Annotated in this window: 18 protein-coding genes; 8 read left to right on the top strand and 10 right to left on the bottom strand. The window is 27.9% G+C overall.

The genetic code is table 11. From position 1 onward, the window contains the following. Window positions 1–298 precede the first annotated feature (298 nt). From KO361_02035 to trpS, 8 genes are all read right to left on the bottom strand, one after another. Complete coding sequence (locus KO361_02035; protein MCC7574345.1) at window positions 299–715, bottom strand: hypothetical protein; 417 nt, start codon at window positions 713–715, stop codon at window positions 299–301. Then, entirely contained in the window at window positions 712–996 is a 285-nt protein-coding gene (locus tag KO361_02040; protein MCC7574346.1) for a hypothetical protein, read from the bottom strand. Before KO361_02040 ends, KO361_02035 begins: the two co-directional genes overlap by 4 nt. A gap of 1 nt (window position 997) precedes the next feature. After that, window positions 998–1,975 carry a DNA cytosine methyltransferase gene (locus KO361_02045; GenBank protein ID MCC7574347.1) on the bottom strand — a complete coding sequence of 326 codons (978 nt, stop codon included), beginning with the start codon at window positions 1,973–1,975 and terminating at the stop codon, window positions 998–1,000. Beyond that, window positions 1,972–2,832 (bottom strand): NgoPII family restriction endonuclease, encoded by an 861-nt coding sequence (locus tag KO361_02050; GenBank protein ID MCC7574348.1) that lies wholly within the window; start codon window positions 2,830–2,832, stop codon window positions 1,972–1,974. Before KO361_02050 ends, KO361_02045 begins: the two co-directional genes overlap by 4 nt. Before the next feature lie 547 nt (window positions 2,833–3,379). After that, entirely contained in the window at window positions 3,380–4,225 is an 846-nt protein-coding gene (locus tag KO361_02055) for an LD-carboxypeptidase (GenBank protein MCC7574349.1), read from the bottom strand. A gap of 1 nt (window position 4,226) precedes the next feature. Next, a complete protein-coding gene (locus KO361_02060; GenBank protein ID MCC7574350.1) occupies window positions 4,227–5,051 on the bottom strand; it encodes an SAM-dependent chlorinase/fluorinase in 825 nt (274 codons plus the stop codon). 1 nt (window position 5,052) lies between these two features. Then, on the bottom strand, window positions 5,053–6,078 hold the full coding sequence (locus KO361_02065; protein ID MCC7574351.1) for a hypothetical protein: 1,026 nt from the start codon (window positions 6,076–6,078) through the stop codon (window positions 5,053–5,055). A gap of 1 nt (window position 6,079) precedes the next feature. Continuing rightward, a complete protein-coding gene (gene trpS / locus KO361_02070; GenBank protein ID MCC7574352.1) occupies window positions 6,080–7,123 on the bottom strand; it encodes a tryptophan--tRNA ligase in 1,044 nt (347 codons plus the stop codon). 686 nt (window positions 7,124–7,809) lie between these two features. Here trpS and KO361_02075 point away from each other — a divergent pair. The 8 genes from KO361_02075 (at window position 7,810) to KO361_02110 (ending at window position 17,720) form a co-directional block, all read left to right on the top strand. Next, window positions 7,810–7,956: a hypothetical protein gene (locus KO361_02075; GenBank protein ID MCC7574353.1), complete on the top strand. Its 147-nt coding sequence runs from the start codon at window positions 7,810–7,812 to the stop codon at window positions 7,954–7,956. Next, entirely contained in the window at window positions 7,953–11,207 is a 3,255-nt protein-coding gene (locus tag KO361_02080; protein ID MCC7574354.1) for an N-6 DNA methylase, read from the top strand. The genes KO361_02075 and KO361_02080 overlap by 4 nt, the downstream gene beginning before the upstream one ends. Then, a complete protein-coding gene (locus tag KO361_02085; GenBank protein MCC7574355.1) occupies window positions 11,204–11,941 on the top strand; it encodes a hypothetical protein in 738 nt (245 codons plus the stop codon). Before KO361_02080 ends, KO361_02085 begins: the two co-directional genes overlap by 4 nt. Then, complete coding sequence (locus tag KO361_02090) at window positions 11,934–12,587, top strand: nucleotidyltransferase domain-containing protein (GenBank protein MCC7574356.1); 654 nt, start codon at window positions 11,934–11,936, stop codon at window positions 12,585–12,587. The genes KO361_02085 and KO361_02090 overlap by 8 nt, the downstream gene beginning before the upstream one ends. Beyond that, on the top strand, window positions 12,571–13,047 hold the full coding sequence (locus KO361_02095; protein MCC7574357.1) for a HEPN domain-containing protein: 477 nt from the start codon (window positions 12,571–12,573) through the stop codon (window positions 13,045–13,047). Before KO361_02090 ends, KO361_02095 begins: the two co-directional genes overlap by 17 nt. Window positions 13,048–13,658: 611 nt before the next feature. Further along, on the top strand, window positions 13,659–13,847 hold the full coding sequence (locus KO361_02100) for a hypothetical protein (GenBank protein ID MCC7574358.1): 189 nt from the start codon (window positions 13,659–13,661) through the stop codon (window positions 13,845–13,847). Between the two features lie 167 nt (window positions 13,848–14,014). Beyond that, on the top strand, window positions 14,015–16,543 hold the full coding sequence (gene dcm / locus KO361_02105) for a DNA (cytosine-5-)-methyltransferase (protein MCC7574359.1): 2,529 nt from the start codon (window positions 14,015–14,017) through the stop codon (window positions 16,541–16,543). Beyond that, the gene (locus KO361_02110; GenBank protein MCC7574360.1) at window positions 16,533–17,720 is read left to right on the top strand and encodes a hypothetical protein; all 1,188 of its coding nucleotides are present in this window, start codon (window positions 16,533–16,535) and stop codon (window positions 17,718–17,720) included. Before dcm ends, KO361_02110 begins: the two co-directional genes overlap by 11 nt. Window positions 17,721–17,785: 65 nt before the next feature. Here the strand turns inward: KO361_02110 and KO361_02115 are convergent, their stop codons facing one another. Both KO361_02115 and KO361_02120 read right to left on the bottom strand, forming a co-directional pair. Continuing rightward, complete coding sequence (locus KO361_02115; protein ID MCC7574361.1) at window positions 17,786–20,155, bottom strand: hypothetical protein; 2,370 nt, start codon at window positions 20,153–20,155, stop codon at window positions 17,786–17,788. Then, window positions 20,142–20,294: a hypothetical protein gene (locus tag KO361_02120; GenBank protein MCC7574362.1), complete on the bottom strand. Its 153-nt coding sequence runs from the start codon at window positions 20,292–20,294 to the stop codon at window positions 20,142–20,144. The genes KO361_02115 and KO361_02120 overlap by 14 nt, the downstream gene beginning before the upstream one ends. Window positions 20,295–20,861 lie beyond the last annotated feature (567 nt).

The following is a 20,861-nucleotide window of genomic DNA, read 5'->3' on the forward strand; positions in this document are numbered from 1 at the left end:
ACATCAGGATTTAGAGAAGTTTTCGGAACGAAGTGGAAGAAAAATTTGGGAAAATTCAGCAAGAATTTTCCTCTAAATCCTTGTTAAATGAGGGTGAGCGAAGCGAAAGGCTGCAAGCCGTCCCCGAGGATTTGCGAAGCAAACCGCAGAGTAATTTTTAGTGGCGTTCTATCAAAAGAGCGAATGCGATACATCAAGAACAAGAATCGAGGGGGGCAATCTTTTTTTTTAATTTTTTTAGGGGAGGGGCTTTTTTGTTTCTTTTATTCTAAAAAAGAAAATAGAGGGGGCTTTTACTTTATTTCAACTTAATTTTGTGATAAAGTTTTTTGAACTCAGGATAATTCTTAGGATTGTTTACTTCTTCTTTAGAGTAATGTTCTATAAAAATTTGTTCATACCACATTACAACTGCGTCATCAAAAAAACCAGATATTTTACTATTCTTTATAAATTTCTCATTAACTAAAAATGCAAATTGTTCTATCGAATTAAATAAAAGACTATCCCATTCTCTTTTAGCTTTTTGATTCGCATTTTTATATTCTTTATACAGCATAACTTCTGTTTCTTTAATACTTTTGAATGAGTCATTGAGTAATTGTATTTGTCTTGTAATATTGTTTTCTCTTAAAGCTAACCAATTAAGAATTAATCCAACACCTGCAAAAATTGCAGATATTAATGCAATAATTAAAGGTAAATCCCAATTCATTTTTTATTCTCTGATTTTTTAGACGAAGTATTTTGTGATGATGGTTGCGAAGTATTGGCAGTTTGAACCATCTGTTGAGCATTATATCCTTCTTTAAATGGTTGTTCATTTCTATTTTGTGTACTCATTTGTGGATTGTATCCCTTTCTTATTTCTGAACTTTGAACTGCATTGTAACCATCTGTTGTTTGTTGGTTATTATTTCTTGCGTTTGCCATTGTATTAGCAGAATAACCTTTTATTTCTACATCTCTTTTTGGAATTGATTTTTTATTTTCCATTTTATTGACCTCTTATATCTTCCATAATTTTACTCGCTATTACTTCTGCAAGTTTCACAGGAACTGCATTTCCAATCATTTTATATCCATCTGCAACATCTACATAATGAAATTCAAAATCATCTGGAAAAGTCTGTATTCTTGCACACTCTCTTACAGATAATCTTCTATAAAGGTGTTCTTTTCCTTTTACAAATTCTCTTTTATCTTGTTCAATAAATTTCATCTTTGGTGCTTGTGGATGAATTGGTGCGTGTCTTCCTCCTGCTTGAATTGTGAATGAATGTTCATCCCATCCTCTTACACGATTTCTTGACATATACATTGTAGAAAATCCACCATTCATATATTCGTGATTTGAGATTTCTGTTTTCCCATTTGTTTTATTCTTCTCTTTAGCAGATTTTGCAGGAGGCAAATCACCGATTGCATGTTTTAAAAATACTTGAGAATTTGTTGGTTTTGGAAATTCAAATTTTTTGCCAAGTTTATTATGATATCCTACAATAATAACTCTTTTCCTATCTTGAGGAACTCCGTAATCTTTTGCATTTAATAATTTGTAAGAAACATTATATCCTATTTCTTTAAATGCTTGAATTATTTTTTTAAATTCGGGTAAATGTTTATCGGATAAAAGACCTGCTACATTTTCTGCAAGAAAAAATAAAGGTTGTTTTGCTTTTATTAATTCTACATAATTATAGAATAATTTACCTCTTGAATCATTTATTCCTCGCATTGCTCCTGCAAGGCTCCAACTCTGACAAGGTGGACCTCCAACAAAACCAATAACTTCAGGAATTTCTTCAGGTTTTATTTCAGTAATTGATTTTTTACAAATTGGATGATTATGATTTTTTTCAAAAGTTTCCCAACATCCGTCCCAGTTATCATTAGCAAAAGCTAAACTAAAACCTGCGTTGGAAAAGCCTAAGTCAAGTCCTCCTGCTCCTGAAAAGAATGATGCGATTTTCATTTTCTTACAACAATTAATTTTGCCTCAATTTGATTTGCAGGATTATCTGGATTTTGAATTTTTACATCCTTTATTATTACTCCTGCTTCTTTTTCAATTAGTGATTTATCTTCTTCATAAAATGAATCATATTTTGTTTTTCGCATTAGTGCAAATAATTGAAATTCATCTCCGTTTAATCCAAATAATTCTTTGTAAACTTTTAGTGGATTTTGAATTGTCCACATTCCTCTAATTCTAAGATTTGTAATTCCTAAAGGATCAACTCTATTAACACGACCTAATTCTTTAGTTTCTGAAAATTCTAAATCCATTTCTTTTAGACCTGTGCTAATTTTGTCTTTTATTCTTTCATAAATATCTTTACTTGCTGCGTAACAATCTCCATAAACCAAAGATAAAACTTTAAGGGTATTGTTATCAATATGTCCAACTGCATAAATAATATCTTTTTCAGTCCATTCTTCACAATTTTTACAAGCAGAAGTAATCATTGGGCTATCTTGATGAAGTTTTGCTTTTGGATAAGAACTATTTAGTGCTAAATCGGAAGCTTTAACTCCATCAATTTTTTTTACTTCTATTGCATCACTATTTTTAATTATAATATCCGGAGGATTGTTTTGATTTCCTAAATATGAAAAATTTTCGCTATAACAATCTTTTTTCTTTTGTGCGTCTGTTTCATCAAAAGTATTGCAAAATGCATCTTTTGTAAAATATTCTAATGCTTCTCCCATATTATTTGCACGATTTACAGCAGAAGCCCTATCTTTAGAAATGACATTAATTTTTGATAAATCAAAACTAGTTCTATTTTTTATTGTGATTATTGCTTTAAGGATATTTGTGACCATTTTACCACCTATTTATTAAGTAAATTGAGAGTTTTATAACTCTTTCTATTTATAAATTGAAAATCTTTCGAAGTATAAATATTTTGTGCGTAGTTGTCCAGTGGTTAGTGTAAAAGCCCCCTTATTAAATTTCGAACAACGAAGTTGTGAGCCAATATGTGCGAAGCACCAGCCCCTCCCCCTTTTTTCTATTTGTTTTGAATGTCCTCCTTTTACCGTTTAGCCACTAAAAATTATTTCATTTAACATCAGGATTTAGAGAAGTTTTTTGCGTAGCAAAAAATTTTTGAGAACGAACCTGCAAGGTGAGTGAACCCTTTAAGCCCTGTTATACGCGTCTCGAAGAGACCAAGGTTTAGTGCAACGTTCCGTAGCGAAGCGAAGGAAAACCGCAGAGTTAAATTTTCACGATAATAAATTTCTCCATAGGAGACTATATGTCCGAAGGACGAGGGGGAGTCCAGATTTTTTGTTTCTTTTTTCTAAAAAAAGAAAATAGAGGGGGCTTTTATTTTTGGTTCTTTTTCTAAAAGAATATTTAGAGCATCTAACTTAAATCTTTTCCATTCCAATTTAAAAATTTTCCAAGAGTTATCGGAAAATTATCTTTAACATGTCCTATCATTTCAGTTTTAAGAATGAATCCATTAAAGCTACTCACCTTTTCAGAAATTATTTGTGAAATGTCCTCGTCAAAACCCATATTTCCTAATATAATTCCTTGAATTTTTTCAAAAATACCTAATTGTTTAAAGTGGTGCAAAATTGATAAAATAATTTCTTTTGATAAACCAACAGATTCTATAAAAAGGATCTTATTATTCCAATCTGGTTCAAAATTAGTACCTATAAGATTATTCAAAACAAATAAATTTCCACCAATAATCTCGCCACTAACTTTATCTGCATTTTTTATAATTTTAAAATTCATTTTAGAAAATATATCTTTTTGACTTAATTCTCCTTCCAAATAAGAAAAGATTATTTTTAGAAAAGAATCATCTAAATACTTTTTTTCTGAGAAAATTGGTCCGTGAATTGTTTTTAATCCTGTATTCTTATTAAAAGCAATTAATAAATTAGTAATATCAGAAAATCCCATAAAGATTTTTGGATTATTCTCTATTATTTCATAATCTATACCTTCTAGAATTTCATTACAAGAAAATCCTCCTCTAAGAGTTAAAATGGCTTTTACGTTTTTATCAGAAAAATATTTTTTAATATCTTCTATTTTATCTTTATTATTTTGGATTAATAAATTACTAGAATAAACAGGAGAATAACCTGCGTTGATAATTATATTTGAGATTTCTTCTATATCTTCTTGAGATTTTGGATTACCTGATGGGGCAATAAGTGCAATTTTATCTCCTTTAATTAATGGTTTCATTTTAATTATCTTTAATTATTTCTATTAGATCTCCTAAATTTATCTTTAGAAATTCTGAAGAATTTGGATTTCTAACTAATCCAATTTCAATTAAGCCTGATCTTCGATACTTTTCATTATTTTCTTTTAATTTTGAATCTAAAAGTGAACTTCCAGGGTAAACAATTATTTGATTATCTTCATAATTCATCATTCGGTTAGAGTATACTGCTTTAAATTCAGATTTTAATTCTTTATTTGAATTAAAAATTTTAATTTTTATTGGGGTTTCTTCTTCAAATTTTAAATCTGATTCTCGCAACCAGATTTTAGACAATCCAAAATTATCTATATGAACAACTTCTCCTTTTTCAGGTTCATAAAATTTTATGTCTTCTAATTTTAATTTATCGCCTACTTTTTCAAAATTCTCCCTCATCAACAATTTTGCGGCTGCGACAGAATGGACATGTAACCCCCCAAAAGGATAATGTCCAGGATTTTTTGTTTCCCAAACTTCTTGGAGGTTAGATTCTTTAAATATTAGTGAGAATATACCTGTATCTGCACCAACAAAATATGATCCGTTTTTTAATCTACCAAATATTCGTTTTGGCTTTTCTTTTAGGGGATTAAGTATTGCTAAATATAATGTATCTTTTCCATTTGGGACTTCATCAAACAATAGTTTTGCCAAAAACATTCCATTTGTTATTTGAAATGGTGGAGTAAATGCGTTATATATTTTATAATCAATATCTTTTTCTTCCAATAGTTTGGATAGTCTTCCTTTTATTTGTTCTGAAGCGATATCCCTACAATCCGTAATTAAAACTATATGTTTCATTTTATAATTCATCCATCTCCTTCTTTATATAATTTGCCATAACTCTTTTACAATCTCTACAGGAATCTCTCATTCCAGCAGTACATTCATAAACTATTTTATTTGTTTCTTCTGATTGAATAATGGGTGTTGCAATTTTTAGAGCTAAACATAAACTTGGATTTCCACCATATAGTTTTTGTTCCTCTTTTGCTCTTCCCCCACTTTTTACTTTTAAGTATTTATTCAATTCTTCCTCTCCTTCAAATAAATATAGTGTTGCATCTCCTCCAGTGCTAGACATCCTTACTTCTTCATTGGTTAAAGAGGGTAAAATTCTAGTTATTAGAAAAGAGGGTTCTTTTATCCCTAACTTTTTAGCAACTATTTTTGATAGTCTAACAAAGGGCAAATGTTTTATATCTGTAAAATTTACTGAACTTGAATCATTATCCACCATACCTGAATAAAGCATTCCTGAAATTGCTCTGCATATACTTTCATATTGAGACAAAGACGTTTTATCATCCCAACCCATAGTTTTTTTAAAATCAGAAGGACTTAATTCTCTTGAGACTTTCGAATATATTCTTTCATAATTTTGTTGAACCGAATCCTCATTAAGAGAAGGCATATCGTAAATTCTTGTTAAATTTTCTCCATTATTTCCCAATAATACTTTTTCTACTAATTCGTTTGCTTGTAATGTTTCTTCAAGTGATTTATTATGGGTTTGCATGGATTCTCCTACATTGATTCCAAGAACTAAATCTGATCCCAAATCATTTTTAAAAGATCTTAAAAGTCTATTCATTATTAAATAACCTAAGTGGGGTTTTCCAGGAGAATAGCCTACAAAAACACTCAAAGGGTGACCCTCTTGATATTTCTTTATTGCTTTCATAAAACCTGATTCAGCAACAATAACACTTCTTTTCCAAATATCTTCTCTTACTAAACCATCTAAACAACTTACTTTAAAAGGATTAAATCCTGATATCTTTAATTGTTTTTCATTCAAATTCCAAATTGAATCAAGGTGTTCCATTTTAAAAATGGTATTTAATCCCCATCATAGATTTTAGCCCATCTAGCTTTTCTGAGGCTATTTCTTGTGTTTTTTTCTGTCCTTCCCTTAGAACATCATAAACTACATCATCGCTTAAATTAGCTCTTCTATCTCTAAATGATTCGATATATGGCGCTATAGTGGCTTCTAATCCTTTTTTACAATTACCACAAAGAAGACTTCCCTGTTTACATTCTTCTTTTATTCTTGATAAATCTTGACTAAAAAATCTGTGATATGTATAGACCGAACAGATTTCCGGATGACCTACATAACTATTAGATTCGGTCTTCTCGGGATCAGTAACCATTTTCCTTATCTTTTTTTGATAGGATTTATCTGATTCGCCTAAATCGATTGTATTACCTGCACTCTTACCCATTTTTTGACCATCTGTACCCAACATCACTTCATTTAACATTTCTAGTCCATTTGGAACTCTAAATAATTCATAACCTGCCATATCATTAACTTTTCGTGCAATTTCCCTACTGATTTCTAAATGAGGAAGTTGATCCTGCCCAACAGGAATGATTGTTCCATCATTGGCTAAAATATCTCCTGCTTGAAGAACAGGGTACAAAAATAATGAGGCGGTTGGAGATTTTAATTTTTGTATCCAATCTTTATATGTTGGGTTACGCTCCAATCTTCCAACTGAAACTAGGTTTGAAAGTAAGTATCCGATTTCTAAGTGTTCTGGGATTGTTGATTGAGCATAAATTATAGATTTATTGGGATCTACACCAGAAGCAATTAAGTCTTTAGTGAATTCTAACATTCTCGATTCCGCCGTTTTAAAATCATCTTTAGTATTTCTTGTTGTAATTGAATGAATATCTGCGATCATAAAAGAAGGATTAGCCAGGTTATCTTCTAAAGCAGATAATTCTTGAAGTTCTAAATAAGGTTTTAAGACTGCTACTAAATGACCTAAATGCATCTTTCCAGTCGGACGCATACCGGTCATAACTTTCTGTTGCTCTTGAGACTTATTCAATATATTTTGAATTTGTTCTTCCATATCTTCTTGTAATTAATAGTATTTTATAAATGTTACTATTTGAAAGTTAATATAGGATTACTGAAAAGTTATTTTTGATTAAAATTACTCGCTGAAAGCGAGACTATCTGTCCGAAGGACTAAAAGCCCCTCTTAATAATTTTCTTTTACAAAGTAAAAGGCAATATGTGCGTAGCACCTGGACTCCCCCTCTTTTTGCTTCTTTTTCTAAAAGAAGAATGAGATTTAGACTAGTGAAAATTTAATTGCGTATAACATCAGGATTTAGAGAAGTTTTTGCGACAGCAAAAATTTGGGTGTAGTGAGGTGCAACCGAACGAAACCTCTAAATCCTTGTTAAATACTCCCGTTAGGGACGAGGGATAACTGCAAGTGGTTTTTTGCGAAGCAAAAAAATCCCGAAGAGTAAAAGTTCCATTTCCAATAAATTCGACCAAGGGGAGTGTATATGTGCGAAGCACTGGGGAGTTCCGTTCCTTCAAGCATGAAGTGCCATAGAGAACAAGTCTCGAGAGGAGTTCTTTTTTTATCAAAGCCGAAGGCTCATCAAATAAAAACATCAAGGGGGAGTTCCGTTCAATCTAGCGAACAAAGTGAGCCATCAAGAACAAGAAGAGAGGGGCGAGAAAACACAAAAACAGCAATATTTATAAGTATGTGCGATTATTTATATTTTAAGGGGTAAAATGGGATCAAAAAATATCACTTTAAAGGTAAATTCTGAACTTTATGATAAGTATAGAGAGATATGTAAACAAGAAGGTTGGATTGTATCTCGTCAGTTTGAAAAGTGTATGGAAGAGGAATTAAAAAAGAGAGGAATGCGAAAATGAGTAAAGATAATTCCCTTTTCAAAGAAGCTACAATTAAAAGATTGGTTTCTAATGTTAATTTAACTGCTAAACACAAAAAGGCAGTACATAAATGGTTAGATTATTTTAATACTGGCAAACTAGAAAATGAAAAACAAGCATATATAGAATTCGCTAATATCATTCTTAGAGATCTATTAGATTATGATATAAGTCTTGAAGGTCTTAAACACGAAGAAGAAAACATAGAATTCTTATTTAAAAAAGATGGCAATAATCTTATTTGTTTTGAGGCAAAAGGAACAAAAACTAAAGATTTATGGGCTTATCAAGGAAGAGATAAAAAATCAAGAGAAACTCCAGTTAATCAAATAAATTCTTATATGTATGGCAAGAAAATACCTTTTGGTATTTTAACAAATTATCGGCTTTTTGTATTATTTGATAGAAATGAAGGAGATAAAAAATATCATTTAATTGATTTTACTGAATTAACTAAAGAAGAAAAATTAAAAGAATTTATCGCACTCTTTTCAAGAGAACAAGTAGAAAAAGGATTTATAACAGAAGTAATCCAGCAATCAATTGTTGAGGAAAGAGAATTTACAAAAGAGTTCTACAAATTATATCACGAAACAAGATTAATGTTAATCAAAGAATTTGAAGAAAATTCAGGCATTAGTAGAGAAGCTTCTGTCCATTTTGCACAATTATATCTTAATAGATTAATGTTCGTATTCTTTGCTGAAGATACTGGAAAAATAGATAAACGAATTATAGAAAATAGGGTTATCAAAACATTAGATAACATTCACTTATTCTCATCAAATTCAGCAAACATTTCAAATGTTTTAGTTGGATTGTTTAATGATTTAGATAAAGGTAGCGATTTTCCTGTCAAATTATTTGGCTTTAATGGGGGTTTGTTTAAAAATCCAATTCCTCCAAAAATATTTTTTAAAGATTTTAGAGATGATAAATTCTTCAAAGATGTAAACCAATACTCTAAATTAAAGAAAAAAGAATTAGAATTAAATGAGAATGAAAAAGAAGTATTTCACAAATATAAAAATAGACTTAGTCCTGTAATACGTAATGTTTTGTTAATGGCTTCTTTTGATTTTAATTCCGAAGTTAATGTGAATATTTTAGGTCATATATTTGAACAGTCTATTTCAGATATTGAAGATTTAAAAACGGAAAAAAGTTCTCGAAGAAAAAAAGATGGAATTTTTTATACTCCTGAATACATAACAGATTATATTTGTAGAAACACAATTATAACTTATCTATCTAAGAAAGGAGTTAATTCAGTTCCCGAATTGATAAAAGAATATGCTGAGAACATCGAAGAATTAGAAGATAAGTTTAAATCAATTAAAATACTAGACCCTGCTTGTGGTTCTGGTGCATTTCTAATTAAAGCAACTGATGTAATGTTGGAAATATTTAAAGCAATCCAAGAATTTAAACAAAGTGAAGGAGAATATGAAGCAAAGAAAGGATTGAAGAAGAAAACTAATACTAAAGGACAATTTACACTTTCTAAATGGAATGAAGAAGAAGAAGCAAGAGAAATAATAGAAAATAGTATTCATGGAGTAGATATTAACGAAGAATCTGTTGAGATAACAAAACTTTCTTTATTCTTAAAAATGGCTCGAAAGAATAGAAAACTAACAGACTTATCAAATAACATCAAAAGAGGCAATAGTTTGATAAATGATCCGGAAGTTGTTGGAGATTTAGCTTTTGACTGGGAAAAAGAGTTTCCATTTAAATTTGATGTTGTAATTGGGAATCCACCATATGTGAGGGTTCAAAACTTAGAACATAAAGATATCGATTTTTTAACTAAAAATTATGTTACTCCCTCAGGCAAATTAGATATTTCTATACTCTTTTTTGAAAAGTCATTAAATTTGATTAATGAATCCGGGAAAGTTAGTTTTATTTCATCTTCTCAATGGATAAATACTGATTATGGTAAAAATTTAAGAGAATTACTTTCATCGGAAGGTTATTTATCAAAAATTTTGGATTTTGGTTCATTACCTGTTTTTGAGGAAGCAGATACTTATCCGTCTATTTTTATTTTGAATAAACTTAAAAATCAATACGTGGATTATGTTAAATTATCTAAAGAAAATTATGATAATATAAATACGGAGAAGATTAAATTCAAAAAAATAGATTTTAAAAATCTAACATCGGACTCTTGGCAATTTTCAGATTTTAATTTAATAACACATCTTAATAAAAAAAATTTAAATTGGAATGAATTAAATAAATATGGAAAAGCTTACATTGGGAATATTACGGGATATGATAAAGCATTTATTGTTGATACTTCTATTATAAATGAAAAAAAATTGGAGAAAGAGTTAATAATTCCTTATGCATTCAAGGGAGAAGAAGTAATTCAATATACTTATACGCTTCCAAATTATTTTGTAATATACCCCTACAAACAAGAAAATGATAAACAAGTTTTAATATCTGAAAAAGAACTTAAATCAAAATATCCAAATATTTTTAACTATTTACTAAAATTTAAAGATGAATTAAAAAAACGAAAAGATAGTCGAAAACTTTATGCGAATAATGAGCAGTGGTATAAACATGTACGGCCTGGTTCATTTAATTATATAAAACCTAAGAAAATTCATATTAAAGGAATTTCAACAAAGTTAGAAGCAGGATTACTTGCAGAAAATACAAATTTTAGTGGGGCAAATTGTCCTGCAATAATCCTTTTTGACAATAATATTCTTCATGAAATATTGGGAATTTTAAATTCAAAACTAGTTAGTTTTTACTTAAATAATATTTGTCCTAAAAAATTAGGAGGATATATAAGATATAATGCAATAAATTTAAGTAAAGTTCCGTTAATAGTTGGCAAAGATGATGGTCTTAAAAATATTGTAGATTTAATGCTCAAATTAAATAAAGAATTTCATGACAAAAAATCCAAATTCTTTAGCAGGATAAAAAAATCTTTTAGCTTAGAAAAATTAAACAAGAAAATTTATTCTTTTTATGAATTGGGATTTAATGACTTCATAAAAGAAATTGAAAAATTATCTAAGAAAAAGCTTTCATTAAAAGAACAAGATGAATGGGAAGATTATTTTAATGAATATAAAAAAGATTTATCTAATTTAAAGAACGATATTGAAAAGACGGACAACGAGATTAATCAAATGGTTTACAAATTATATGATTTATCTAAAGAGGAAATACAGATAATTGAGGAGAGTTTAAAATGAATGCTAATGATTTATCTAATCCTTTGGAGTATATTGCTAAGCAACAATATAAAAATTGGATTGAATTTTATACTAAAAATACTTTTAAATCGTTTGAAAATAATTTTAAGGATGAATCCGAATTTAATAAATTTCTTAATAATTTTAATGATGAAAATGAAAAATTCAAATTTATATTTTGTGGAAATTATTATCACTATTTGAAGTTTAATGAGGGATTGAATGCAAACACACAATTAATTATGATTTTAGCTATTGTTGAGAAAATTTATTCTAAAGATGATTTTATTGATTTTAAAGATTGGTGTTCTAAAAATCAAAGTGAAATTAATATAAGAGATTTTACATCATTCAAAAGCATGTTAGAATGTTTAAAATCACAATATCATAAAATCCACGGGTCAAGACAAAAAGTATTGGGTTTCTTCAAAGATTATTTTGATGAAGAAGACAAAAAAAGTTTACTAGATTCAATTATTTTCAAGCCAACAATTGAAGGTTTAGATGGTGAAAAAATAGATTTCCATAAATTTATCAATATTCTTTATATAATGAGAAATAATTTTGTTCATGATGCTAGATTTGTTCCTATTCATAAGGAGGGAAGAATCGGAGGCAATATTCGTTATAATAATAAAGAAGTATTTGTTCATTTTGAAATGAAAATGAATGAATTCTTAAAAATGTTTGAAAAAGCATATATTAATTATTTTAGGAGCTTACAAAATGACTAAAATCAATAAAATGGATAGTTCTATCCACAAAAGTGGACAATTAAAGAAGGAGATAGATTTACTCATCCCTTTTATCAAACAGCCATGGAAGGATTTTACTTTAACAGAAATAAAAACTGCAACAAAAAACAAATCTCATCATTATGTTTATGAAGCTTTAGAGAAATTCTCAAAAACTATCTTAAAAAAAGAAAAGCGAGGTAACACAAACATATACAAAATAAATGAAAATACCAAAGAGTTAGATCATTTTATCTTAGCAGAAACAGTTCTAAAGCAAAAAAACAAACAGATACCAAACAAAGTCATCCAACAAATTGAAAGTAAAATCAAAACCTCATTTTATACATTATTAATAACTGGAAGCTATGCAAAAAACAAGCAAACAAAGGATTCAGATTTAGATATTGCAATAATTATTCCAGAAACAAGCAAAAAACCTTTTGAAATAGCATTAAAAGAAGGAGAATTAACCATCCCAGAAGTTCATGGATTTGTTTTTACAGAAGAAGAATTTTATCAGATGCTAATAAATAAAGAATTTAACTTTGGCAAAGAATGTGCAAAAAATCATATTATAATGCATGGAATAAGTCAATATTATAAAATACTATTAAGAGGTCTTCAAAATGGATTCAAAGGTTGAATTATACTTAAAAAGAGCAAGAACAGAGATGAATATGGGAATACTACTCTTAAAATCATCAGGAACTAAACTACTTAATGATTTTGATATTCCGGAAGATGAAACATTTTACAGCGGAGTAATTAGTCATTGTTATTATTCTATATTTTATTCTGCAAAAGCAATGCTTTTAACAAAAGGAATAGATACAAAAGCTCCAGAAGCACATAGAAAAACACTAGATGCTTTCAAAAAAGAGTTTATTGATTCAGGCATATTGGATATGAAATTATTAATGATTTACAAAAAAATGATTGTAAAAGCAGAAAGTCTATTGCAGATATTCAAATCAGAAAAAAAGAAACGAGGAGATTTCACATATAATACAATTTCACAGGCAAATATAGAACCTGCAGATGAATCATTAAAAAATGCAAAGACTTTCTTTAAACATTGCAATGCTTATCTGAATCAAGAATAAAATATTATATTATATTAAGAATTATGGTTTTCTCGCCCCCTTCTAAAAATATGAATATTCGAGCAACAAAGTTGCGAGTGTAGATGTCCGTTAGGACTAGGAACTCCCCCCTTAAATTAAAGAACTCCCCTTTCTACTAATAAATATCGAACGAAGTGAGCCAATATGTGCGAAGCACTGGAACTTCCAAAAATTAAAAAAAAGAAATGGAAATTTTATTGTATTTAACATCAGGATTTAGAGAAGTTTTCACGCAGTGAAAATTTGGGAAAATTCAGCAGGAATTTTCCTCTAAATCCTTGTTAAATGAGGGTGAGCGAAGCGAAAGGCTGCAAGCCGTCCCCGAGGATTTGCTGAAAGCAAACCGCAGAGTAATTTTTAGTGGCGTTCTATCAAATGAGCGAATGCGACACATCAAGAACAAGAATCGAGGGGGACAATCTTTTTTTTATTTTTTTAGGGGAGGGGCTTTTTTGTTTCTTTTTTTCTAAAAAAGAAAATAGAGGGGCTTTTATTTTGGTTCTTTTTCTAAAAGAACATATCCACTGGACAAAAAACGCACTGGACAGATTCACATAAGATATTTAAACAAATAGATTTGTCTTTAGAATATGTTTGACATGAAAATTAGCACCGCGATAATCGTAGATTTGTTTCTTGGAATTGCAGGAGTATTGTTTTGGTTTAGTGATAGTTTTGCTCATGCTTTAGGAGTGTTAGGTTTTTTTAAAAGATTATTTGCAGGAATTGTATGTTTTGCTATTTTAGCAGTAGTTACTTTTATTGCTACTCGAAACTGAATAGTAACATTTATATATGGTTATTAATAGTTATTAATAACATGACTAAAAAGTTAATCCTTGATACGGATGATAAGATTTGGAATGAGGTTTTAAAATACAAGATTGATAATAATTTTAAAAATAATAACGAAACAGTTTTGGACTTAATAAAAAAGGGTTAAAAAATGGAAAAAATTAGCAAGTCTAAAGACAGAAAACTAAATTATATTAGTTTATTTAGTAGTGCTGGTGTTGGCTGTTTTGGTTTCAAACAAAATGATTTTGAGTGTATTGCTACAAACGAAATAATTGAACGGAGATTAGAAGTTCAAAAATACAATAACAAATGTAAATATAAAAGTGGTTATATCTCTGGAGATATTACTAACAAAGAAACTCAAGATAAAATATTTAATGAAATCTCTTTTTGGAAAACTAAAGAAAAAATTAAAGATGTTGATGTATTAATTGCTACGCCACCTTGTCAAGGTATGTCAGTTGCAAATCATAAAAAAAAAGATGAACTTAACAGAAATTCTTTAGTCATTGAATCTATTAAAATTGTAAATAAAATATCTCCAAAATTTTTTATTTTTGAAAATGTCCGTGCATTTCTTAATACTGCTTGTACAGATATTGATGGTCAGATAAAAACAATAAATGAATCTATTTCGTTAAATCTTTCTGGAAAATATAATATTGTCAGTAAAGTAATTAATTTCAAAGATATTGGAGTTCCATCAAGTAGAACTAGAACACTTGTAATTGGAGTAAGAAAAGATCTTAAAGAAATTACTCCTTATGATTTATTCCCTGAAATTGAAGATACTAAAACTATTAGACAAGTAATTGGAGATTTACCTCCATTAAGGGAAATGGGTGAGATCTATAATAAAGACATTTATCATAATTATAAAAAGTATGATAAAAGAATGCAAAGTTGGGTTATGGAAATAAAAGAGGGAGAATCTGCTTTTGATAATAAAGACCCAAAAAAAAGACCACATAGACTTGTCGATGGAAAAATAATTTACAATGTAAATAAAAATGGGGACAAATATAAAAGGTGCAAATGGGATAATGTAGGACCTTGCATTCATACAAGAAATGATATTTTTGCAAGTCAATCAACGATTCATCCGAATGATAATAGAGTATTTAGTATAAGAGAATTAATGAGACTTATGACAATTCCAACTACTTTTAAATGGGTTGATGAATCAGAGAAGCAGTTGAATTTGTATAATTACAATGTAAAAAAAGAATTTTTATCCAAAAATGAAATGAATATAAGACAATCTATTGGTGAAGCAGTTCCAACTTTAGTCTTTAATAAAATTGCAAAAAATATACAAAAGGTAACTAAATATAATTTCATATCTGAAAATGAATCAGTTAAATTTGTTCAAGAGAATTCTTTAGACAACATTGACAATATGATTAATTTTATTAAAACTCACAAAAAATTAAATTTTTTTCAATTATCAAAAATATCTGAATTTGCAAATGCAAAAAGAACTGATACCGCTGCATATTATACAAGTCAGGATGTTTGTTTTTCAATTATAAAAGACTTACCTGATTTTGAAAATCAAGAAAGTGTCAAAATACTTGAACCATCTGTTGGTTCAGGAAATTTCTTACCTCTTTTAATAAACAAGTATCGAATGGTAAAAAATGTAATTATTGATGTAATGGATATAAATTCAGATTCAATAAAAATTCTTAAAGAATTAGTAAAAAAACTTGATGTTCCTAAAAATATACAAATTAATTATATTAATGATGATTTTTTACTTCATAATTTTAATAATTTTAATGCTAGTTTAGATTATGATTTAGTTGTTGGTAATCCTCCTTTTATGAAAATAAAAGATAGTAAAAAACTTAAGATATATAAACAAAATAACTTTAATAAGAAAACCAATAATTTGTTTGCTTTTTTTATTGAAAAAGCATTATTAATCTCAAAACATGTTGCACTAATCACTCCTAAAAGTTTAATTTCAACTCCTGAATTTAATCAAACAAGAGAATTACTTGAGAAAAAAAATGTTTTAAAAATATGTGATTATGGGGAGACTGCTTTTAAAGTTAAAATTGAAACAATTAGTTTTATTGTATCTAATACAAAAGCTAAAAATAAATTAATAAAATTAGAATCCTATATCACTAATGATGTTTCCTATAAGGAAAGAGAATATGTCATGTCAAAAAGCTTTCCATATTGGTTAATCTATAGAGATTCTTTTTTTGATAAAGTAGCAAAATCTTTAAAATTTGAAATATTTAACCATTTTAGAGACAGAACTATTACGAAAAAACATACTTCTAATAATGGTAAAATACGAGTATTAAAATCAAGAAATTTATCTCAAAAAGGAGATATTATTGATATTGATGGCTATGACTCTTATATAAATAATATTAATGAATTATCAGTTTCAAAATTTATTAACAAAGAGAATTTATTAATAATTCCTAATTTATCATATTATCCTAGAGCTTCCTTTTTACCTAAAAATGCTATTGCTGATGGTTCTTTGGCTATTTTGACACCTAAAAATGGCACAAAAATAAAACAAGAGGATTTAAATTATTATGCAACAGATGAATTTAGAAAATTTTATCGTATTGCTAGAAATTTTGGAACAAGATCTTTAAATATTGATAATAATTCAATATTTTTTTGGGGCGTAAAAAATGAATCATGAAGAAAAGATACAAAAACATTTAGAAAATCTTGATTTAGATATAAGAAAATCAAATTTTTCTAGATTTATGGATCAGAAAGTTACACCAGATGTTTTATGTTTTATTTCAGATTGTATTATTAATTTAAGTAATCAAAATAATTTTACAACAAAAGATATATGGGAATCTAATTATTTTGAAAAGAACATTAGAGCTATTTTTGGAAAACCTTCTCCTAAAAATATTAATGTTCAAAATGAGTATGATAAATTTATAATACAACCTTTAAGGATGTTGTCTTATGCAGGACTTTTAGAATCAAAAAAAGATGGTCAAAAATATATTTATAATATTAAAAATTATGAATTATTAGATTACATTTCTATTAAAGAAAGAAACGCATATAAGTTTTTGTTTGAATACATTGTAAAAGTTCTCGGTGATTCTGGTTTGTTATCTTATTTTGAACGATTTAAAGATAAATGCTTGACTAGTGAAATCACAAAAGAAGATTTTGAATTATTAAAAAATAAATTTATTCAATTTATGTTAGGACATACAGAAATAAATCAAGATGTTGAAATTAGAAGAATTTTCCCAAAAGTTCTAAATATTTATGCCTCTGAAAATAATATTAATGGAGTTGTTAAAGGACATTTATCTAAATATGTTTTTAATTTTAGTGATTTAATGTACAACCGAAAAAATTGGCGTGACATTGGAAAAGAGAAAGGTATTTCAAGAGCTGAATCTATTGAATTAGAAACACAACAAGAAGTTTATACTAATTATGTTATTGAAAAAGCAAAAAATATAATTAAAAAGAAATATGTTGATAGTGAAGTTAAAGACAGTTTAGCAAATTCTCCCGCAGTGCATGTTCACCATATTTTTCCTATGTCTACTTTTCCACAGTTAGCTACGTATCTTGAAAATTTAATAAAATTAACTGCAACACAACATTTACAAAAAGCACATCCTAAAGGTAATACTCAAGTTGTTAATAGAGACTATCAATGTGTTTGTTTATTGGCAAAATCTAATAGTATTGAATATTCTTTAAATAAAGGTGAACTAGTTTATACAAAACCTAATTTTATTTATGTTATAAATGAAGGTTTAAATTTAAATTTATCCGCATCGATGGATTTTATAAGCTTAAGAACTGAAATAAATAAGGCATATAATTCTATATAATTACTTTTTCACAGAAAAAGACAAAATATACGTAAGAGCTAAGAATAAAAAGAAAATTACTTATCTTATTTAAGATGTTTTTTGTATAATCCGTTTAGTGTGTCGATAAAACTATTTAATTCACCACTTGTTGGGATTTCAGTTAATTCATCATCATGACTTCGCTTGTCGCATTTGCCACTAATCATTCTTAATTTCCCTTTTTCATTAGACTCAATTTCTACACGAGTTAATAATTTATTATCTAATATAGAAAATTGTGCTTTTTTGCAATCTGCAGGAATAGAATTTCCAGATTTCTTTTCATAATATAGTTTAGTGTAAGTTTCAACAGCTTGCCTAATCATATTTGCACAAGTTTTTCTTTGCTCTGAAGAACCATTATAAGTTTCTTTAGCTTGATTAATATAATCTTCAAAACGATTAGATGCCTTAACAATAAATTTTGGTCCCTCTAGACAAAATCCATAAAATTCTATATATTTTGGAAGTTTATGTTGATATCTTGTGATAATTAAATCCGATACTGCCGGTTTTAAATGAGACATAACATAAATTTGTATATCTTTATTTAATAATTTTTCAAGGACATTTGAGATAAAATTGTTTGTATGAGCATCATCCATTGATTGAACAGGGTCATCAATTAATATAAATGAAAAAGGATTATCACAATCAATAATTTGACTTAAATATATGCTTAATCCTAAACAATTTAAGTGGGCTTCACTAAGTATTGGGACTGCAGGTTTGTTAACACCAAAACAAGATGCTATAAAATTGATTTTATTTCCATTGCATTCAATATCTGAAATTCTAATTTCTTCATCTGGATTTAATAAATCGTACCATTCAATAATTTTCGCTTTATGTATATTTATGAGTTCTGATAATTTTGAATCTCTGAATTCTTTTAATTTAGCGATATTTTCGCTAAATTCAGATTCAATTTCTTGATTTAAATTATAAATTTTGAAATGTTTAAAATGAATTAATGTTTTCATTAAAAGTTCTTTCTCGTCAATTCCTTTTTGTGATGATATTTTTAAATCTAAATCTTTTTTTAGTTGAGATATTAATGGTTTAAAGACAGTTTCAATTGTTGTTTGATATGTGTCAACAAATTTGATGAATTCATCATTTTTTTCATTGATTGAATTTATATCTTCGGGTGGTTTTTCACCAGGTTTTATTGAATCAATTAATTGTTTAATCTCTTCATATTTGTTTATAATTGATTTGAAAGTTTCATTCAATAAATTATTTGTTGAAATTATTTTTGTTAAATCTAACTGAAATATTTGTAATTTCTCTAAAGTTTCCTTAGAAATAATTAATTCTTTTAGTGAGTCGATATATTGTTTTTTATTATTAATTATTTGTTTAATTTTTTCTAAAGATGCAGAATGAGTTGTTAATTGCTGTTTTGTTGTGTTTAGTTTATTTAATATGTCTTTAATTTCTTCTTTTTTTTGGGCGTTAATTGTTTTTTCTTGACATAATGGACAAATTTCTATTTCATTATCTAACATAGTCAATCCTTTTTCTAAAATAGTTATTTCATTAGATGTGCTTATATTAGTAGGATTTGTTAGAAAATTTAAGATTGTTTGAAAACTCTCTTTTTCAAATAAAGGTTGTTCTGAAGTTTTCTGAAATTCAATTGTTTTTATTAATTTATTAGTGTCAAAAATACTTTTTTTTTCATTCTCTATTAGTTGTATTGAAGATTTTAAAAAATCATTAAAGTTATCTTCTAAAATAATTTCAAAATCAGAATTTTTGATTCTTTTATTTATTAAATTTGCAATTTCTATTTTTGACTTTTTATTAGATGTAGCTTCACAAAAAATATTGTTAAATTTTTCTTGAATTTCTTGACAGAAAATTAAAGATTCTCTAATTTGAGTTGGTTTATTTGTTTTAAAATTATTAAGATTTTTTATTGTTATTTTTAAAAAATTGTCTAATTTTTCTATACCTAATAATTTCATAAATTGGTTATATCTGTCAACAGGTGGTGTGTTGATAAAACTTTGCAATCCGTGTTGATAAATAATAGGTTTAAGATCTAAACTAGTAGTTATGGAATCTAAATTCTCCACTTCAATGCCATCAATTATAATTTTAGAATCTGTTTCAGATATATATTCTCTTCGAACAATCTTATTGTCTGAATTTATTTTTATTATGGCCTCAACAAATGGGGTTCCTGCAAAATGTATGTTTTTGATTGTATCTTTGAACTCAACCTTAGAACATGCATTTTCTTTTTTGTATATTGTGCCGAAAAAAAGATATTCAATAACTTCGGCAAAACTAGTCTTTCCTTGACCATTTGGACCATATATAACAATTAAATTATCGTCCAATTCAAATTCTTGATTAACATTAAACCCCCTTATTCCTGATACTTTTAAATTAATTAATTTCATTAACTTTTTCCTCTACATATTTATTTATTTCTTCTCCAAAATCAGTGGAACTTGTATCAAAGAATTTATCAATTATATCGTTCATTAGTTGATTTTTTTCAAAAACATTTTTAGCATCTGTTTTAATCGAATCTTTCATAAATATGTATAATTAGTAGAATAATATAAACTTTCTTATTATTTAGTATATTTTTTATCTTTCGAACGAAGTGAGTGTAAATGTCCGTTAGGACTAAAAGCCCCCTCTTAATAAATTTCGAACAACGAAGTTGTGAGCCAATATGTGCGGAGCACCAGCCCCTCCCCCTTTTTTTCTATTTTTTTCTTTTGTTTTGATTGTCCCCTCCTTCTACATTTAGCCACTAAAAATTATTTCATTTAACATCGGAATTTAACGAAGTTGAATTTTGAGAGCTGGAGCGAGGCAGGCAACCCAGCCGAGCGACCTCCAAAATTCAATTTGGGAGAGGAACGAATTTTCGAAGAAAATAGCGAAGCGGTCGTTCCGAACCGTTAAATTCCTGTTAAATCCTTTTCCCATACGCAAGTGTGGGAAAATTGCGTCTGCAAAGTCGAAAAAGAGAGCGTTCCTTCAAATGAGCGAAGCGATACATCAAGAACAAGAATCAAGGGGGACATTTCGTAGTCGTCGTTTTAGTTAGTCGTAGGGGGGAATTTCGTCGTGTTTTTGCTTCTTTTTACAAAA

The organism is Candidatus Woesearchaeota archaeon (assembly GCA_020854775.1).
In the GTDB taxonomy this organism is placed as follows: Archaea; Nanobdellota; Nanobdellia; order Woesearchaeales; family 21-14-0-10-32-9; genus 21-14-0-10-32-9.

Coding starts and splice junctions, on each gene's coding strand:
- KO361_02110 (MCC7574360.1), top strand. CDS start 16,533: ATGAATCATGAAGAAAAGATACAAAAACATTTAGAAAATCTTGATTTA.
- KO361_02050 (MCC7574348.1), bottom strand. CDS start 2,832: ATGGTCACAAATATCCTTAAAGCAATAATCACAATAAAAAATAGAACT.
- KO361_02040 (MCC7574346.1), bottom strand. CDS start 996: ATGGAAAATAAAAAATCAATTCCAAAAAGAGATGTAGAAATAAAAGGT.
- KO361_02065 (MCC7574351.1), bottom strand. CDS start 6,078: ATGGAACACCTTGATTCAATTTGGAATTTGAATGAAAAACAATTAAAG.
- KO361_02090 (MCC7574356.1), top strand. CDS start 11,934: ATGACTAAAATCAATAAAATGGATAGTTCTATCCACAAAAGTGGACAA.
- KO361_02060 (MCC7574350.1), bottom strand. CDS start 5,051: ATGAAACATATAGTTTTAATTACGGATTGTAGGGATATCGCTTCAGAA.
- KO361_02045 (MCC7574347.1), bottom strand. CDS start 1,975: ATGAAAATCGCATCATTCTTTTCAGGAGCAGGAGGACTTGACTTAGGC.
- KO361_02095 (MCC7574357.1), top strand. CDS start 12,571: ATGGATTCAAAGGTTGAATTATACTTAAAAAGAGCAAGAACAGAGATG.
- trpS (MCC7574352.1), bottom strand. CDS start 7,123: ATGGAAGAACAAATTCAAAATATATTGAATAAGTCTCAAGAGCAACAG.
- KO361_02035 (MCC7574345.1), bottom strand. CDS start 715: ATGAATTGGGATTTACCTTTAATTATTGCATTAATATCTGCAATTTTT.
- KO361_02120 (MCC7574362.1), bottom strand. CDS start 20,294: ATGAAAGATTCGATTAAAACAGATGCTAAAAATGTTTTTGAAAAAAAT.
- KO361_02075 (MCC7574353.1), top strand. CDS start 7,810: ATGGGATCAAAAAATATCACTTTAAAGGTAAATTCTGAACTTTATGAT.
- KO361_02085 (MCC7574355.1), top strand. CDS start 11,204: ATGAATGCTAATGATTTATCTAATCCTTTGGAGTATATTGCTAAGCAA.
- dcm (MCC7574359.1), top strand. CDS start 14,015: ATGGAAAAAATTAGCAAGTCTAAAGACAGAAAACTAAATTATATTAGT.
- KO361_02080 (MCC7574354.1), top strand. CDS start 7,953: ATGAGTAAAGATAATTCCCTTTTCAAAGAAGCTACAATTAAAAGATTG.
- KO361_02115 (MCC7574361.1), bottom strand. CDS start 20,155: ATGAAATTAATTAATTTAAAAGTATCAGGAATAAGGGGGTTTAATGTT.
- KO361_02100 (MCC7574358.1), top strand. CDS start 13,659: ATGTTTGACATGAAAATTAGCACCGCGATAATCGTAGATTTGTTTCTT.
- KO361_02055 (MCC7574349.1), bottom strand. CDS start 4,225: ATGAAACCATTAATTAAAGGAGATAAAATTGCACTTATTGCCCCATCA.